This window comes from Achromobacter sp. Marseille-Q4954 (assembly GCF_943737025.1).
GTDB classification, from domain to species: Bacteria; Pseudomonadota; Gammaproteobacteria; order Burkholderiales; family Burkholderiaceae_B; genus Achromobacter; species Achromobacter bronchisepticus_A.
In genome coordinates, this window is sequence record NZ_CALSFQ010000002.1 from 1,391,722 (window position 1) to 1,407,933 (window position 16,212).

The window sequence follows — 16,212 nt, forward strand, 5'->3', positions numbered from 1 at the left end:
GACGCCATGCACAAGCACCCTGCCCTGAACGCATATCCGCCCGCCGCGGCAGCCGGCGCGGGCTGGCTGCGGTACGCCTCGCCCGCCGCGTTCTATCCGCTGGCCGGCCGCATGATTCCATGGCTGGCGCTGGGCGCCGCGCTGTTCGCGGCCGCGGGCCTGTACGTGGGGCTGGCGGTCGCGCCCACCGACAGCCAGCAGGGCGAGGTCTACCGCATCCTCTTCATCCACGTCGGGGCGGCATGGATGTCGATGTTCCTGTACCTGATCATGGCGCTGTACGCCGCCCTGGGACTGATCTTCAACACCCGCCTGTCGTTCATGATGATGCGGGCGCTGGCCCCCACCGGCGCGTTGTTCACCTTCCTGACCCTGTGGACCGGCGCGCTGTGGGGCAAGCCGACCTGGGGCGCCTGGTGGGTGTGGGACGCCCGGCTCACCTCCGAACTGATACTGCTGTTCCTGTACCTGGGCTTCATGGCCTTGCAGGCGGCCGCTGCCGACGACGCGCAGCGGGCCGACCGCGGCGGCGCCATCCTGGTGCTGGCGGGCGTGATCAACGTGCCCATCATCTATTTCTCGGTGCGCTGGTGGAGCACGCTGCACCAGGGCGCGTCGATCAATCTCACCACCGCGCCCAGCATGGCCCACATCATGGTGACCGCAATGCTGCTGATGGTGGCGGCGTTCTGGCTCTACAGCGCGGCGGCGGCGCTGGCGCGTGTGCGCGGCATCATTGCCGAACGCGAGCCGGGCGCGGTCCGGGCGGACAGGACGCGGCGGGAGGCGGCATGAGCTGGGACGCGCTGTTCTCGCTGCAAGGCCACAGCCCCTATCTGCTGGGCGCGTATGGCGTGACGCTGGCGCTGATCGGCCTGGAAGCGTTGGTGCTGTGGCGGCGCAGCCGCGTCCGGCGCGCGGCGCAGGCTGCCGCCCGCGTGGACGGGACGGCGCCATGAGCCCGCGCAAGCGCCGCGCGCTCGCCATCGTGGGCGGCCTGGGCCTGCTGGCCGCGGCCGCCGCGCTGGTGCTCAACGCCCTGCAATCCAACCTGGTGTTCTTCTTCAGCCCTACCCAGGTGGTGGCGCGGGAAGCGCCCGCCAACGGCAGCTTCCGCGTCGGCGGCCTGGTGGAGCAAGGCTCGCTGCGCCGCGAGGCCGACGGCCTGACGCTGCGCTTCGTGGTGACGGACACCGCGCACACCGTGCCGGTCACGTATCAGGGCCTGCTGCCCGACCTGTTCCGCGAGGGCAAGGGCGTGGTGGTGGCCGGCAAGCTGGGACCAGAAGGCGTGTTCCGCGCGACCGAGGTGCTGGCCAAACACGACGAAAACTACATGCCGCCCGAGGCCGCCGATGCGATCAAGCGCGCGGGCGCCGGGCCTGACGCCATGCGCGCGGAGGCGCAATGATTCCCGAGATCGGCCTGTTCAGCCTGATCCTGGCGCTGCTGGTGGCGCTGGCGCAGGGCGTGCTGCCGCTGGTGGGCGCCGCCACCGGCTGGCAAGCGGGGTTGCGGGTGGCGCGGCCCGCCGCCATCGGCCAGTTCGGCTTGACCACCGTGGCCATAGGCTGCCTGGCCTGGGCGTTCCTGGACAACGATTTTTCCGTGCTGTACGTGGCCGCCAACTCCCACGCGGACCTGCCGGCCGCCTACCGCTTCGCGGCCGTCTGGGGCGGACATGAAGGATCGCTGCTGTTGTGGCTTTACCTCTTGACCGCCTGGACCCTGGCCGTGGCGCTGTGCAGCCGCCGCCTGCCCCTGCCCTTCGTCGGCCGCGTGCTGGCGGTGATGGGCTGGATCAGCGTGGGCTTCCTGCTGTTCCTGCTGTTCCTGTCCAACCCCTTCGAACGCCTGATGCCGCCCGCCATGGCCGGCCGCGACCTGAATCCGCTGTTGCAGGATCCCGGCATGATCGTGCATCCGCCCATGCTGTACATGGGCTACGTGGGCTTTTCGGTGGCCTTCGCCTTCGCCATCGCGGCGTTGCTGTCGGGCGAGCTGGACGCCATGTGGGCGCGCTGGGTACGCCCCTGGACGCTGGCGGCCTGGACCTTCCTGACCATAGGCATCCTCCTGGGCAGTGCCTGGGCCTATTACGTGCTGGGCTGGGGCGGCTGGTGGTTTTGGGATCCGGTGGAAAACGCCTCCTTCATGCCCTGGCTGGCGGGCACCGCGCTGATCCATTCCCTCATCGTCACGGAGAGGCGCGGCGCCTTCCGCAGCTGGACCGTGCTGCTGGCGATCTGCACGTTTTCGCTCAGCATCCTGGGCACTTTCCTGGTGCGCTCGGGCGTGCTGACGTCCGTCCATGCCTTCGCGGTGGACCCGGGCCGCGGACTGTACATACTGGGATTCATGCTGGTGATCGTGGGCGGATCGCTGGCGCTCTATGCCTGGCGCGCGCCCACGGTGGGCCTGGGCGGAGGATTCTCGCTGCTGTCGCGCGAATCCCTGCTGCTATCCAACAATGTGGTGCTGACCGTGGCGGCGGGATCGGTGCTGCTGGGCACGCTCTACCCGGTGGTGCTGGACGTGCTGGAGTGGGGCAAGATCTCCATCGGTCCGCCCTATTTCGAAGCCGTATTCGTGCCGCTGATGACGCCTGCCATCTTCCTGATGGGCGTCGGTCCGGTGGCGCGCTGGAAACAGGCCGAGCTGCCCGACCTGGGCCGCCGCCTGCGCATCGCCTTCGCGGTCAGCGTGGCCACGGCCGTGCTGCTGCCACTGGCCATGCCGGGCCCGGCGCGGCTGGGCTCGCCCATGGTGATGCTGGGCCTGTGGTTGGCCGCGTGGTCGGTCGCCAGCGCCGCCGCGCACGCCTGGCAGCGTCTGACGGACGGCGACGGCAACTGGCTGCGCCGCTTGGGGCGCCAGCCGCGCTCCTGGTACGGCATGCTGCTGGCACACGCGGGCATGGGTGTCTTCATCGCCGGGGTCACGCTGGCCAATGGCTATGAGGTCAAGCAGGAGCTGCGGATGGAGCTGGGCGCCACCCAGGAAGCCGGCGGCTACGCCTTCACCTTCGCCAGCATCGCCCCGGCTGCCGGGCCGAACTACAGCGCGCAGCGCGCCGTGTTCCCGGTGACCCGCGACGGCAAGCCGGTGCTCACCCTGTATCCGGAAAAGCGCCTCTACACGGTGCAGGACATGGCGCTGAGCCAGGCCGACATCGACAGCGGCTTCACCCGCGACCTGTTCGTGGCGCTGGGCGAACCGGTGGGCGACAAGGCCTGGACGGTGCGCCTGCAGGTCAAGCCCTTCATGACCTGGATCTGGACGGGCTGCATCCTGATGGCGCTGGGCGGCCTGCTTGCGGCCGGCGACAAGCGCTACCGCCGCGCGCAGGAGCCGGCGCGCGCGCCGCAGGCCACCATGCCCGGGGCCGCGCGGCCCACGCGGGAGGGCGCCTGATGCTGCGCTACCTGGTGCCGCTGGCCGCTTTCCTGGCGATGGCCGTGTTCCTGGCGATGGGCCTGTCGCGCGATCCGCGCGCGGTGCCATCGGCCATGATAGACAAGCCCGCCCCCGCCATCGGCCTGCCCGTGCTGCTGGACCCCGGCAGGAAACTGGAAGTGCAATCGCTGCGCGGCCAGGTCTGGCTGCTGAATGTGTGGGCGTCCTGGTGCGGGCCGTGCAAGGACGAACTGCCGGTGCTGCGCGAAGCCGCCCGGCGCCACGGCATTCCGCTGTATGGCTTGAACTACAAGGACAAGCCGGAAGAAGCCGAAGCCTGGTTGGCGCGCAACGGCAACCCCTACATCGCGTCCGCCAGCGACATCGATGGCCGCGTCGGCATCGAATATGGCGTCTACGGCGTGCCCGAGACCTTCGTGATCGACCGCGACGGCCGTATCCGCTACAAGCAGTTGGGCCTGATCACGCCGGAGATCTGGCGCGACCGCATCCAGCCCGCCATCGAGGCGCTGCAATGAAACGGCCCGCCGCCCTGCCTTGCCGCTTGTTGCGGACCGCCCTGCGCGCCTTGCTGCTGGCGCTGGCCTTGACCGCTGCCGCGCGCGCCCAGGTCCACGCCGGCGCCGCGCAGCCCTTGCCCCCTGTCCTGGAACAACGCGCCGACAAGCTGGCCCACGGACTGCGCTGCCTGGTATGCCAGAACCAGACGCTGGCCGAGTCGAACGCGCCGTTGGCCCAGGACATGCGCAAGCTGATCCGCGATCAATTGGCCGAAGGCCGCAGCGACGCGCAGATCATGCGCTTCTTCGAAGACCGCTATGGCGACTTCGTGCGCTACGACCCGCCCTTCAAACCCATCACCTGGCTGCTGTGGCTGGGGCCGTTCGCGCTGCTGGCGCTGGGCTTCGTGGTGCTGGTGCGCACCTTGAAGCGCCGCGCCGGCGCGCGCGCGCCCCTGACCGCCGACGAACGCGCGCGCGCGGCGCGCTTCCTGGATACCGGCTCATGACCGCACCCTGGATCATCGTGGTGCTCCTGCTGCTGGCGACCCTGCTCTGCCTGATTCCGCCCTTGCTGCGGCGCGCGCCCGCCGCACAACCCGCGTCCGAGGCCAATGTGCGCGCGTTCTATCTGGCGCAGCGCGAGCAATTGCGGCGGGACATGGACAACGGCAGCCTCACTGCCGCCGCCGGCATGCGCGCGGAGGAAGAGCTGCAGCGCGACCTGTTGCAGGACCTGGACTTGCGGCGCAACCGCGGCGCGCCCTGGGCTGGACAACGCGCCGGGATCACCGCCGCCTGCCTGCTGACCGTGCTGATTCCGGTGGCGGCCGTGCTGCTGTACGGCCAATTGGGCAACCCGCGCGCGGCGGCCAGCGCCAGCGCGGGCCAACCCGCCGAACCGCATGCGGCGGACGCCGGCAACGACATGACGCTGGCCATCAATGCCCTGGCCCAGCGGCTGCGGACCGCGCCCGATGACGCCGACGGCTGGTACATGCTGGCGCGTTCGTATGAAACCCTGGGACGCTATACCGATGCGGTAGCGGCTTACCAACAGGTGCTGCGATTGGTTCCTGGCCAGCCCGCGGTACTGGCCGACCTGGCCGACGCGCTGCTATCGGCCAACCAGGGCAACCCCGACGACGCCTCCATCGCGGCGGTGGCGCAAGCCCTGGCCGCGCAGCCGGACCAGCCCAAGGCCCTGGCCTTGGCCGGCATGATGGCGTTGCGCCGCGGCGACGCGGCCGAGGCGCTGGCGCATTGGGAACGGCTGCAGGCGCAATTGCCGCCGGACTCGGAGGCCGCGCGCCAGATCCAGTCCAACATCGCGCAGGCGCGCGCCATGGCGGGCGCGCCTGCCAGTGCAACTGCCACGGCCTCGGCCCCCGGATCCGCCCCCGTCTCGGCGTCGGCTCCTGCCGCTGGCGCAGCGACTACGCCCGCAGTCACCGCCGCCCGCATCAGCGGACGCGCCAGCATCGCCGACGCGCTGCGCGGCCGGGTCCAGCCCTCCGATACCGTGTTCATCCTGGCGCGTCCCGAGGAGGGATCGCGCATGCCGCTGGCCATCCTGCGCATGCAGGTCTCGGACCTGCCGCGGGATTTCGTGCTGGACGATAGCAGCGCCATGTCGCCGGACGCGACCTTGTCGCGTGCCAGCAAGGTGCGCGTGGAGATCCGCGTCAGCAAGTCCGGCACGGCGGCCGCGCGGGCGGGCGACCTGGGCGGCGCGCTATCCGGCGTCGGCGTCCATGCGGAAGGACTGACGCTGGTGGCCGATACCGTCGTACCCTGAGGCTCACGATACCGGCCGCCTGCGCCCTCAGACCCGCTCGATCCGCGCCGGCAGCCCCTGGCGCACCGCCGCGCCGGACACCCAATCGATCCAGACGTTGGCATGCTCGCCGCGCGTGGCGTCGCCGAATCCCAGGTCGTTCAGGTTCACGCCCGCGGCCAGCGCCGGGTCGTGCGCCATGGGCTTGCCATCCACCACGTGGGCGCGCGCGCCCAGCTCGGTGTGGCCGTAGCCGTGCTCGATGCCCACCGCGCCCGGCTGGATGCCGTCGCGCAGCAGCGCCAGCCCGGTCACCGCGCCGCCCGGCGTCACGATGCGCACCGCATCGCCGTTGCGGATGCCCAGGCGTTCGCCGTCCTGCCGGTTGATCGACACCGGGTTGTGCGGATGCACCTGGCGCAGGCGGTTCACGCCGATGGACATGGAGCTCATCAGGTTGGATTTGAACGAGCTGAGCAGGAAGGGCCAGTCCTGCCGCGTGTATTGCGCGCGCATATCACTGCCGTCGGCCAGCCGCGTCGGGTACCAGGTCGGACAGCCGCTATAGCGCTCGCCCGTCATGGAATGGCGAAAGCCCGCCAGTTCCTCGCTCCAGACCTGCAGCGGCTTGGCGTAGGCGGCGCGCGTCTGACGCGTCCCGCCCTCTTCCACCCAGGCGTCCTGCATCTTGTCGAAGCGCCCGCCGCGGCTCATCACCATGGCCACCTGGCGCCATTCGCCCGGCTTGAGCTTCTGCTGCAACAACGGACCGTAGCGGTCCACGCCGGTGAGCGCCATGTCGTCATCGCTGGCCTCCGGCACCGGCTTGCCGGCCGCGAAGGCGATGTTGGCGATGCCGCGCAGGAAGAAGTCCTCCGGCGTGTCCAGCGCGTACTTGACGCCGTCCTTGTCGGAGATGGCGCCCGCGCCGAAGCCCGGCATGCCCAGCCGCTTGGCGCAGGCGATCAGGAAGGTTTCCAGGCAGACCGGCTCGCCCGTGGCCGTGCGGGCCACGCGCGGCTGCACGGCAGGCCAGCGCACGGTGGACGCCTTGGCCACCACGTCCGCCCAGGGCGCCGAGACGCCCCAGCTTTCGTAGGTCACCGTGTCCGGCACGATGTAGTCGGCCAACGCGTTGGTCTCGTTGATGAAGGGGTTGATCGATACCGACAGCGGCAAGAGGCGCGGATCCTTCATCTTGTCGATGATGACGCTCTTCAAGCCGGCGATGCCGTAGATCGGGTTGCTCATGTGGTTGAACCAGACCTTGGCATGGTACGGATAGCCCGCCAGCGCGGACGCCAGCATTTCCGAGCTGAGCCCGCCGGTGGCCGGATACCAGGGCGCTGCGGCCGGATAGGCCGGCTGGCCGGCGGCCTTCTTGCGCTTGAACTCGCTGGACTTCTCGTACGGAAAACGGTTGCGCGACAGGCCCACGCCCTTGGGCGTGGCGCGGTTGGCGAAGCCGGCGATGTTGTAGCGCGGCCCCTGCCCGTAGGGCGGGAACGGGCCGGCATCCAGCACCAGGCCGCCTTCGACGTTGAGGTTGCCCACCAGCGTGTTCAGCATGGCGATGGCATAGGCCGTATAGAAACCCGAGCCACTCATGGTGCCGCCGTGCGCGTCGGCTACGGCGCGCTTGCCGTAGCTGGTGAAACGCTCGGCCAGCGACGCGATCTTGGCGGCCGGCACGCCGCTCAGTTCCGCGTATTCGTCCAGCGTCTTGCGGCGCGCTTCCTCGCGCAGCAGCGACAGCGAACTGCGCACGCGCAGCGCTTGCGGCGCGCCGTCCATGCCGGGCGCGGCGACCGTGTCGTCCACGAACAGCGTGGCGGGCGCGGCCGCGGTATGCGGCGCCAGCGTGCCGTCTTCGAGGCGCACGACGTACACGTCTTCCCACTTCTCGCCGGCATCGGCCGGGCGCGGCCAGCCCAGGTCGGCGCCGCGCAGGAAACTGCCCAGACGCGGATGGCCGGGTTCCGCCACCACCAGATGGGTGGCGTTGGTCCAGGCCGCCTCGCCCGCGGCCTTCATGGCCGCTGGGCCGGGCTGCGCCAGCGCGCGGGCATCGTAGCGCTCGTTATCCAGGATCCAGCGGATCAGGCCCATGGCCAGGCCCAGGTCGCCGGCCGGATTGACCGGCACCCACTCATTGCCCGATCCGGCCGACAGGCTGGACGAGGCCGGCAGCATCGGCGACACGACCACGTAGGTGAAACCAGTCTCTTCCGGCCGCACGCGGGCCTCGGCCAATTGGCGGGCCTGGCGCTGGAACGGGTTGCCGGCCTGCGCCGGCGCCGCGCCGATGAACAGGCCGAAGCGCGCGTTGTCCCAATCTGGCTTGCCGTGAGGCATCCCCTTCAGGTCGCCCAATGCGGCGCCCGCGCCCACGCGGAAGCTCTGGCCGCAATAGGAACCGTGGTTGCTGAAGTTGACCGTGCCGAACGATTGCCCGGCAAAGCGCTGGATCAGCGGGGTGCGGCCTTCGTTGGATGCATCGGTGAACAGGAACTGGTTGACCTTGGCGCCGTACTCGGGATTCTGCGGGTCCAGCGGCGTTTCGCGGTCGAAGATGGCGCGCAGGCCGTCCACCTGGCCTTCGCCGAACAGGTCGCCGCCTTCACAGACTTCCTGCACCAGCTGTTCGAACGAGATCGTCTGCCACTTGCCCTCGCCGCGCTTGCCCACGCGCTTGAGCGGCTGCAGCACGCGGAACGGGCTGTTCATCTGCTCCAGCATGGCCGAACCGCGCGCGCAGGACGTGGCGCGCCCTTCCAGGCCGTTGTCGCCGCCCAGTTGCGCGTAGACCTCGCGCACCGGCGCTTCCATCGCGGCCGGCCGGGTCGTGGCCAGCGGATGGTAGGGGTTGCCGGCCACGCGCAGGATGCGGTTTTCCTGCGTATCCACGCGCAGGCGCACGCCGCACTGGGTCCAGCAGCCCAGGCAGCTGGAGGGGCTGACCGTCTGGCCCGGCTGCGCGCTGAGCACGCCGGTCAAGGGATCGATGCGGAATTCCGGCGTCAGCGAATTGCCGCGCACGGCATGCGCCGTGGGCACGCCCGCCGTGCCTTGCGCCAGGCCCTTCACGGCCCGGACCACGGTCTCGCCGTAGCCCGCCGCGAACGCCGCCATGCCGCCGGCGACCACGCCGCCGCGCACCATCATCTTGCGCCGCGCCTCGTCGCGCGGTTGATCGGCGGCCTCGTCCGGCGGGGCGCCGCGCTTGTCGTCTTCGTGTTGCTTGTCCATTGCTTTCATTCCATGTTCTTTCGTCTAGGACCTGTGCACACACAGGCCCAGGCGGCGGCGCTCAGGCCGCCAGGCCGCGCGTGCGCGCCGGAAACAGCTCCAAGGCGTAGGTCACGGCGGCGATCAGCGCCACGCACAGGCCCAGCACGCCCACCATGCCCAGCAGTCCATCGCTGCCCCAGGGCATGTCGTACAGATAGAGGCCGGCGCCGTACTTCGGCACGCCCTGCACGCTCATGAAGACCACCCAGCGGAAGATCCACGCGGCCGCCAGCATGGTCAGCGCCAGCGCGGCTGAAGGCAGCGGCGCGGCCAGCGTGCGCGCCGGACGCTGCAACAGCGCGATCATGCAGAAGCCGGTCGCCACCGCACCCGCCAGGCTGACGCGCCAGATCGGAAACTCCGCGAACAGCCGCAGCGCGGCGTCGAACGAAGGATCCATGCCCAAGAGGCCCAGCAGCGCCCAGGCGCCGGCGCCCAGCGCCATCATCACCACCGCGGTCACGCTCAGGCTGCGCAACAGTTCCACCGGCATGGCCTGCGTACCGCCGCGCAGCCAGCGGCCCACCAAAAACATGGCCCCCAACGCGCCCAGCCAGGCTGTCAACGCGAAGTTCACCGGCAGGAACACCGTGTGCCACAACGGCCGCGAACGCAGCACCATCACTTCCGCGCCGGTATAGACCAGGATGGACAGCGCCGACACCGCCAGCGCCATGCCCAGCACGCGCACCCAGCCGATGCGGCCCCACCACCAGGCGGCGCAGAACAGCAGCGCCAGGGTCACGAACACCGGCAGCAGCAAGGCGCCCAGCCACATCCAGGACCAGGGCGTGACATGCGCGTAGAAGTGCCAGAAGCGGCCCGGCTGGTGCAAGTCCGCCAACAGCGACACGGGCGCGGCGATGGCGCTGACCAGCAGCACCGTCACGGCCGCGGGCAGCAGGCGGCGGGCAGGCGAGCCCGCGCTGCCAAAGGCCGCAAACGCGGCGGTCAGCGCGGTGGTGGCGCTGATGCCGATGAGGAAGAAGTACTGCACGGCCCACGGCAGCCAGGCGGCGTCGTAGACCGGCGTCAACAATTCAGAGATCTGCATGCTCATCCCCTTCGATGGCTCAATGGCCGCCAGCCAGCCGCACGCCGGCCTGGCCGTCGACCTGATGGACGAACGCATCGGGCAGGCCGATGTAATAGACGTGGGGATCGGTCTTCATTTCGGGCTTGAGCACCTTGATGTCTTGCTTGTGCTCGACCAGCAGCCTGGAAATCGCGCTGTCGGGATCGTTCATGTCGCCGATGACGCGCGCGCCGCCCACGCAGCTTTCCACGCAGGCCGGCAGCAGCCCCGCTTCCAGGCGGTGCTCGCAGAAGGTGCATTTGTCGGCGGTCTGCGTTTCGTGGTTGATGAAGCGGGCGTCGTAGGGACAGGCCTGCACGCAATAGGCGCAGCCCACGCAGCGCTCGTTGTCGACCAGCACGATGCCGTCTTCGCGCTGGAAGGTGGCCTGCACCGGACAGACCGGCACGCAAGGCGGGTTGTCGCAGTGGTTGCACAGGCGCGGCAGCATCACCATGGAGGCGGGGCCGCCGGCGTCGGGCAGGACTTCGTATTGCAGGACGGTGGTGCGGAACTGCCCGATGGGAGGCAGGTTCTCCATGGAACAGCTGACCGTACAGGACTGGCAGCCGATGCACTTGCGCATGTCCACGACCATGCCGTAGCGCTTGCCCGCCATGCCAGGACGGCGCGGCGGCTGGCCGTTGATGCCGGCGGCCTCGGCGCGGATGGGTATGACGGTGGCCGCGGCCCCCAACCCCAATAAGCCCTTCAGGAAGCCACGTTTACCCGGGAGTGGCGGTTCCGGGGGGCTGGCGGGGGTACTCATAGTGCTTCTCCAAGCGTTAATTCTGTTACAAGAATTAACTTATCACTTGGAGTTATATAGAGGCTTGATAAGTATCAAACCGGGGACGGATAAGTGTAAACCCGGAGCCGGTCTGCGGCCCAACCCGTCAATCCTCGATCTTGAGCGCCCGGCCCCAGGCAGCCAACTTGTGCTCGAACGACGCCGCCGCATGCGCCGGGCTGGTCGACGGCAGGTCCATGTATTCCAACGGGACGGCCAGCCCGGGCAGCACGTGGCGCCGGTACATCGCCGCGGCCTTGGCGCCGTTGAAGCAGACCCGGACGATGCCAGGGTGGCGTTCCAGGAAGGTTGCGAAATCGTTGGCGACCAGGGTGTCGCCGCGGATATCGGCGTCCAGGCTGCCGGGACGCTCGCAGGCTTGCAGCACGTCCCACAAGGCGACGCCGGCGGCTTGCAGGGCCTGCAAGCGCAGCGCATAGTCCAGGCCGGGATCAAAGCCGAAGACGCTGGCCGCGATGGGCCAGAAGGCGTTGCGCGGATGCGCGTAATAGCGGCCCTGCCGCAGCGATGCCACGCCAGGCATCGAACCCAGCACCAGCACGCGCGCGCCAGCCCCCGCCACCGGGGCAAAGCCCTGGACCTGATCGTTGTTGCCGCCCGCCAGGGCCGTATTCATGCCGTCTTCCATGCCCGAAGGATACGCCAGCCGCGAGTTCCGGCCCCACTGTCCGATTCATGGAACAGTGCTTATCAATGCCGGGGACTACCGCCGAAGAGGTGGCGCCCTTATCTTATTAATCATGACGAACGGCCCCGATGGGGCCGCGCAACAGGAAATACGACCATGAAGAAGATCCTTGGATTGCATGCCAGCCCCCGTCCCCACTGGGTGGGCGACGGCTTCCCGGTGCGCTCCATGTTCTCCTACAACGACAAAGGCAAGAACACCAGCCCGTTCCTGCTGCTGGACTACGCCGGACCGGCGCAGTTCGAGCCGGCCGAGCATCCGCGCGGCGTCGGGCAGCATCCGCACCGCGGCTTTGAAACCGTGACCATCGTCTATAGCGGCGAAGTCGAGCACCGCGATTCCACCGGCAACGGCGGCGTCATCGGTCCCGGCGACGTGCAATGGATGACGGCGGCCTCCGGCATCCTGCATGAGGAATTCCATTCCCACGCCTTCACCCGCAAGGGCGGCGAGCTGGAAATGGTGCAGCTCTGGGTCAACCTGCCCGCCAAGGACAAGATGGCGCCGGCCGGCTACCAGGGCATCCTCGACGCGGACATCCCGGCGGTGGAACTGCCTGACGGCGCGGGCACGCTGCGCGTGATCGCGGGCAATTACGCGGGCCACGCGGGACCGGCGCGCACCTTCACGCCGATGGACGTGTGGGACGTGAGGCTGGCCGCCGGCAAGTCGGCGACCTTCCCCGTCGCCGAGGGCCGCAACAGCATGCTGGTGGTGCTGCGCGGCACGGTGCTGGTCAACGGCGAAACCGTGGCGCGCGATGCGCAGCTGGCGCTGTTCTCCCTGGAGGGCGAGGACATCACCGTCGAAGCCAACAACGACGCGGTGTTCCTGGTGTTGAGCGGCGAGCCCATCGACGAGCCGGTGGTCGGCTACGGCCCCTTCGTGATGAACACGCAGGCGGAAATTGTTGAAGCGATCCAGGACTTCAACGCCGGACGCTACGGCAAGATGCACTGAGGCAACAGGGCCGGCTGGCCTCTCGTCCCGCGCAACGGGACGGGAGGCTAGGACCGGCCCTGTTCTCGCGCGCCCCGCCGCAAGCGGCCCAGCCTGAGGCCGTCACGGATGTTCAATCCGATCAGCGTCAGGTTGGCCGCGCCTGCCGCCAGCTCCACCGCCTGCACCCCGTAGAACACCCCATCCAGCAAGCCCGCCTGCGCGCGCAGCGCCAGGAACACCGCCGCGGGAACCAGAATCAGCAAACCATTGGCCGCGATGAAAGGCATGCGTTTGCGCTTGGCCAGCAGCAGCGGATGCCTGCCCTTGCCGCCCATCAGGAAACCGCTGGCGGCGGTCAGCATCATGACGGGCACGAAACCCAACAGCGCATACGCGATGGCAAGCTTGACCTGGGCCACCGCGGACGCGGTCAGGAACAGTTCGGACACCACCGTCGAAATCCAGAACGCCGCCAAAAACAGCAGCGTCGACATGGCGGCAACAGCATGGATTCTATGTTTCATGACCTTGCTCCCCGTGCGCGGGAACGTGCGCGGCCAGCAGGCCCGCCAGCACCCTCCCCGCCGTTTCCAGTTCAGCGGCGCTGAAGCCGCCGGCCAGTTGGCGCGCGCGCTCCTTCCAGCGCGCGTCGATGGCGCCATAGACGCGCCGCCCCTCATCGGTCAGCCGGTACAGCGGCGAGCGCTTGTGTTGCGGATTGGGGCGGACCTCCACCAGTTGCGCCTCGGACAGCAGGTTGAGCTGCTTCTGCGCGCCCTGGCGCGTCACGCCCATGGCGGCGGCGACCTGCGGCGCGCTCAGAGGCTGTCCCGCCAACGCCAGGGCGCCCAGCATCTGCCAGCGCGCGCTGGTCAGCGCCTGCGGCGCGACGAAGGCATCGCCCCAATCGAGCAGCGCGCCGTTCAACTGGAACAAGGTCAGGATCACCCCGGTGAGCCGTTCTTCCTTGGTTGGATTCATTGCTGGCCTCCCGGTCTTTCGGTTTAATTGACAACCAGTTTCCAACTATGGAAACTGGTTGTCAATATAAATCTCGACTGTTTTTCTGCGTACACCGGACAGCCGCCGCAAAAAACGGATAGCGCCCCCTGCCTCTGGACGGGTTTTCCACCAGTCCGCCCTGTCCGGCGCAGCTTTACTATCAAAGCCTTCAAGGCCCCGGCAGTGGAGTTTCCCCATGCTCGACACGATGCAGTCCGCCACCAGCACGACTTGGCCGCCGGCCGCGCCGCGGATCGAGTCGGTCCTGGGCCTGCCGGCGCAGCAATTGTTCGCCTCCGGCGATCTGGACGAAGCCCGTTCCATGGTCGGCCGCGTCATGCGTCCGCACCACCTGGGCGTGGTCGGCGCGCTGCAGCGCCTGGACGCCCGCATGCACCACCAGCCGCTGGGCGAGGTCTCGCTGAACCGCCTGCGCTACGGCGCCAACGTCGAGATCCGTCCCGGTCCGCTGGAGGACTTCTTCCTGGTGCAGATGCCACTGTCGGGCTGCGCCCGCATCAGCAGCGGCCCCCAGCAGCTGGATTCGACGCCCGAGGTCGCCTCGGTCGTCAGCCCGGACGACGACCTGGCCATGCGCTGGGCCGACGACAACGACCAGTTCATGCTGCGCGTGGGCCGTTCGCTGCTGGAACGCACGCTGGTGGGCCATCTGGGCTGTGCGCTGGACCGGCCGCTGCGTTTCCAACTGGGATTCCGCTGGCGCGAATGTCCCGCCTGGCGCTGCCTGATGAGCTATCTGCTGGACTGCTCGACGCAGCATGCCAACCTGGCCGAGCACAAGCTCATCGTGCACCAGATGGAACAGCTAGTCGCCGCCACCCTGCTGTCGGCCCAGCCCCACAACTACACCGGCGCCCTGCCCGGCCGCCGCGGCGCGGTGCTGCCGCGCCACGTGCGCAGCGTCCAGGATTACCTGCAGGCGCACGCGCACGAACCCGTCAGCGCCGAACAGCTGGCACGCATCGCCGGCGTCAGCGTGCGCAGCCTGTACACGGGATTTAAGGAATTCCTGGGCGTGAGTCCCATGCATTACCTGCGCGACCTGCGCATGGAGCGCGCGCACGCCGAGCTGGTCTCGGGCGAAAGCCGCAACATCGCCGGCGTGGCGCTGCGTTGGGGCTTTGCTCACATGGGACGCTTCAGCGCCGGATATAAGGAACGCTACGGCGTGAGTCCAAGTCAGAGCCTGCGGCGGCGCGGGTGAAGCGGCGCCGCTTCAGGGTCGGGCTGGCCCGGCCGGCTTGGCCTTGGCAGAGGCATCCTGCGCCATGACCTCACGCGCGAGCTGATTGATCTTGGGAGCGGCCTTCATGGCGCCGTCCTTGTGCTTTGTCAGGAACTGACGCGCGTAGTGCCGTTCAAGCTCGCAAGGATTCGGATTCTTGCCCGTGAAACCCACGGAGGCGTCTATCAACTTGCCCGCATGCGCCTGCTCGGCAAGGACCCGCTTGCGCATGGCCTGGATTTTTTCCGCCGCGTCCTTGCGCCCTTCCTGGGAATTCAAGCGCTGGGAGAGCCTGGCGCGCAGCGCGGCCGGGTCCGTCGGCGCGCGGGCCAGGTCCATGCCCAGGCTCGCTTGCGCCAGGGCCATGGCCACCATCCCCTGGACCTCCGGCCCGTCTGCCGGATACAGCTTGCAAGCGGCAATGAAACCCATGTGCGCGACCGCCTTGTCGCCCAGCCACTCCTGACCGCCATCGCTCCCCATCGGAAAGCCCAACGAGTCGCGCATCGGCTCCCGCACTTCAAAACTGCTGCCCGTGTTCTGTGCCGCGGCAAATCCGCCGCACAAGCAAAACGCCAGCGCCGAAATTGTTCTTTTCATCATGTTCCCCGTGCGCATCTGCTGCGCGAATCCCCAAGCCGCATGCTATTCCAACATCGGGCGGATTGATGAGTGAAGCCCGAAGCCCCCATGCGGGAGCGGACTTGCAGTTGCATCCCAACAACGCGTGCTTGGCTGGTTTGCCGGCCTCTATGGCGCGGAGCCCGTGTTTCCACGAAACTCGCGCAGAAGAAAGTCCGCCGGTCCGGCGCAGCCCCTGCAAGGAAACGCGATGAAAACACTGAAAAGCAGTCTTCTTCTTTGCGTGTCGCTGGTCATGAGCCCTGCATCTGCCGGGGAGGATGCCGAAATGAAGGCGTTCGAGGCTTCGAGTGACGCCTTGCGCTCGGGCGAGGCAAACGCCAAGGCCAGGCGCGCGGCCGTGGATGGCTTGTCACCCCGCCTGCAGAAACTCTCGCAAGGCCAGCGGGCCGCCTCGCACATCGCAGCTGCTGGCGCCTGCGCCATCGAGGTTCCAAGCGCGGACCTCGATAAACTGTCGTCGCTGGCAACGGCGGAAGCGATCCTGGACAAGCCACTCTCTCAGGCGCCCCTGGATGGAAGAAAGCTTGCGCTCCTGACGATGGATGCCGTGGGCACTGAAGAAGCGGTCGCGGCGGCAAACAAGCGTCAAGTACGTCTGGGAAAATTGGCTCAGGCCGAGCGTGACTGGGTCTCCCGGATACGGGTCGAGGTAAAGAAGATCAATCCCAAAGGCGAACCCAGCGACTGCCGCTATCTACGCGCGCAGATCGATGACCTGCTGGAAAAAGCCGACAGCGACGACTCGCTGGTCAAGGCCGAAGTCATCCTGTTGGCCGTAGCGGAGATCGAACGGCGGAACAGGTCTGCACGCTGAACGC

Annotated in this window: 17 protein-coding genes; 10 read left to right on the plus strand and 7 right to left on the minus strand. The window is 68.5% G+C overall.

Translation table 11 applies throughout. From position 1 onward, the window contains the following. The first annotated feature begins 6 nt into the window (after positions 1-6). Genes ccmC through ccmI form a run of 7 tightly spaced genes read left to right on the plus strand, consistent with a single transcriptional unit; the run spans position 7 to position 5,715 of the window. Positions 7-795, plus strand: coding sequence for a heme ABC transporter permease CcmC (gene ccmC / locus NGK62_RS24435; RefSeq protein ID WP_251880708.1), 789 nt, complete (start codon positions 7-9; stop codon positions 793-795). Further along, positions 792-959, plus strand: coding sequence for a heme exporter protein CcmD (ccmD, locus tag NGK62_RS24440; protein ID WP_118933961.1), 168 nt, complete (start codon positions 792-794; stop codon positions 957-959). Before ccmC ends, ccmD begins: the two co-directional genes overlap by 4 nt. Further along, positions 956-1,411 (plus strand): cytochrome c maturation protein CcmE, encoded by a 456-nt coding sequence (gene ccmE, locus NGK62_RS24445; RefSeq protein ID WP_251880710.1) that lies wholly within the window; start codon positions 956-958, stop codon positions 1,409-1,411. The genes ccmD and ccmE overlap by 4 nt, the downstream gene beginning before the upstream one ends. Then, the gene (locus NGK62_RS24450) at positions 1,408-3,414 is read left to right on the plus strand and encodes a heme lyase CcmF/NrfE family subunit (RefSeq protein ID WP_251880711.1); all 2,007 of its coding nucleotides are present in this window, start codon (positions 1,408-1,410) and stop codon (positions 3,412-3,414) included. Before ccmE ends, NGK62_RS24450 begins: the two co-directional genes overlap by 4 nt. Then, on the plus strand, positions 3,414-3,935 hold the full coding sequence (locus tag NGK62_RS24455; protein ID WP_059379378.1) for a DsbE family thiol:disulfide interchange protein: 522 nt from the start codon (positions 3,414-3,416) through the stop codon (positions 3,933-3,935). The genes NGK62_RS24450 and NGK62_RS24455 overlap by 1 nt, the downstream gene beginning before the upstream one ends. Beyond that, positions 3,932-4,426 carry a cytochrome c-type biogenesis protein gene (locus NGK62_RS24460; protein WP_118933963.1) on the plus strand — a complete coding sequence of 165 codons (495 nt, stop codon included), beginning with the start codon at positions 3,932-3,934 and terminating at the stop codon, positions 4,424-4,426. The genes NGK62_RS24455 and NGK62_RS24460 overlap by 4 nt, the downstream gene beginning before the upstream one ends. Next, the gene (ccmI, locus tag NGK62_RS24465; protein ID WP_251880714.1) at positions 4,423-5,715 is read left to right on the plus strand and encodes a c-type cytochrome biogenesis protein CcmI; all 1,293 of its coding nucleotides are present in this window, start codon (positions 4,423-4,425) and stop codon (positions 5,713-5,715) included. Before NGK62_RS24460 ends, ccmI begins: the two co-directional genes overlap by 4 nt. 27 nt (positions 5,716-5,742) lie before the next feature. Here the strand turns inward: ccmI and NGK62_RS24470 are convergent, their stop codons facing one another. The 4 genes from NGK62_RS24470 to NGK62_RS24485 form a co-directional block, all read right to left on the minus strand. Next, positions 5,743-8,943 carry a tetrathionate reductase subunit A gene (locus NGK62_RS24470; RefSeq protein WP_251880716.1) on the minus strand — a complete coding sequence of 1,067 codons (3,201 nt, stop codon included), beginning with the start codon at positions 8,941-8,943 and terminating at the stop codon, positions 5,743-5,745. Between the two features lie 61 nt (positions 8,944-9,004). Beyond that, positions 9,005-10,039, minus strand: a complete 1,035-nt coding sequence (gene nrfD, locus NGK62_RS24475; protein ID WP_059379390.1) for an NrfD/PsrC family molybdoenzyme membrane anchor subunit — start codon at positions 10,037-10,039, stop codon at positions 9,005-9,007. A gap of 19 nt (positions 10,040-10,058) precedes the next feature. Next, positions 10,059-10,829 carry a sulfate reduction electron transfer complex DsrMKJOP subunit DsrO gene (gene dsrO, locus NGK62_RS24480; protein WP_059379375.1) on the minus strand — a complete coding sequence of 257 codons (771 nt, stop codon included), beginning with the start codon at positions 10,827-10,829 and terminating at the stop codon, positions 10,059-10,061. 127 nt (positions 10,830-10,956) lie between these two features. Further along, positions 10,957-11,487: a DNA-deoxyinosine glycosylase gene (locus NGK62_RS24485; protein WP_286012471.1), complete on the minus strand. Its 531-nt coding sequence runs from the start codon at positions 11,485-11,487 to the stop codon at positions 10,957-10,959. Positions 11,488-11,655: 168 nt separating this feature from the next. Here NGK62_RS24485 and NGK62_RS24490 point away from each other — a divergent pair, with 168 nt between their 5' ends. Further along, entirely contained in the window at positions 11,656-12,519 is an 864-nt protein-coding gene (locus NGK62_RS24490) for a pirin family protein (RefSeq protein WP_118933965.1), read from the plus strand. A 47-nt stretch (positions 12,520-12,566) separates the two neighbouring features. Here the strand turns inward: NGK62_RS24490 and NGK62_RS24495 are convergent, their stop codons facing one another. Both NGK62_RS24495 and NGK62_RS24500 read right to left on the minus strand, forming a co-directional pair. Next, positions 12,567-13,025: a hypothetical protein gene (locus NGK62_RS24495; protein WP_251880717.1), complete on the minus strand. Its 459-nt coding sequence runs from the start codon at positions 13,023-13,025 to the stop codon at positions 12,567-12,569. Beyond that, a complete protein-coding gene (locus tag NGK62_RS24500) occupies positions 13,015-13,482 on the minus strand; it encodes a MarR family winged helix-turn-helix transcriptional regulator (protein ID WP_118933967.1) in 468 nt (155 codons plus the stop codon). Before NGK62_RS24500 ends, NGK62_RS24495 begins: the two co-directional genes overlap by 11 nt. 217 nt (positions 13,483-13,699) lie before the next feature. Between NGK62_RS24500 and NGK62_RS24505 the strand changes: the two genes are divergently transcribed. After that, positions 13,700-14,728, plus strand: a complete 1,029-nt coding sequence (locus NGK62_RS24505; RefSeq protein ID WP_251880719.1) for an AraC family transcriptional regulator — start codon at positions 13,700-13,702, stop codon at positions 14,726-14,728. 12 nt (positions 14,729-14,740) lie between these two features. Here the strand turns inward: NGK62_RS24505 and NGK62_RS24510 are convergent, their stop codons facing one another. Further along, a complete protein-coding gene (locus NGK62_RS24510; RefSeq protein ID WP_251880720.1) occupies positions 14,741-15,352 on the minus strand; it encodes a hypothetical protein in 612 nt (203 codons plus the stop codon). Positions 15,353-15,581: 229 nt separating this feature from the next. Here NGK62_RS24510 and NGK62_RS24515 point away from each other — a divergent pair, with 229 nt between their 5' ends. Further along, positions 15,582-16,208 carry a hypothetical protein gene (locus NGK62_RS24515; protein ID WP_251880722.1) on the plus strand — a complete coding sequence of 209 codons (627 nt, stop codon included), beginning with the start codon at positions 15,582-15,584 and terminating at the stop codon, positions 16,206-16,208. Positions 16,209-16,212 lie beyond the last annotated feature (4 nt).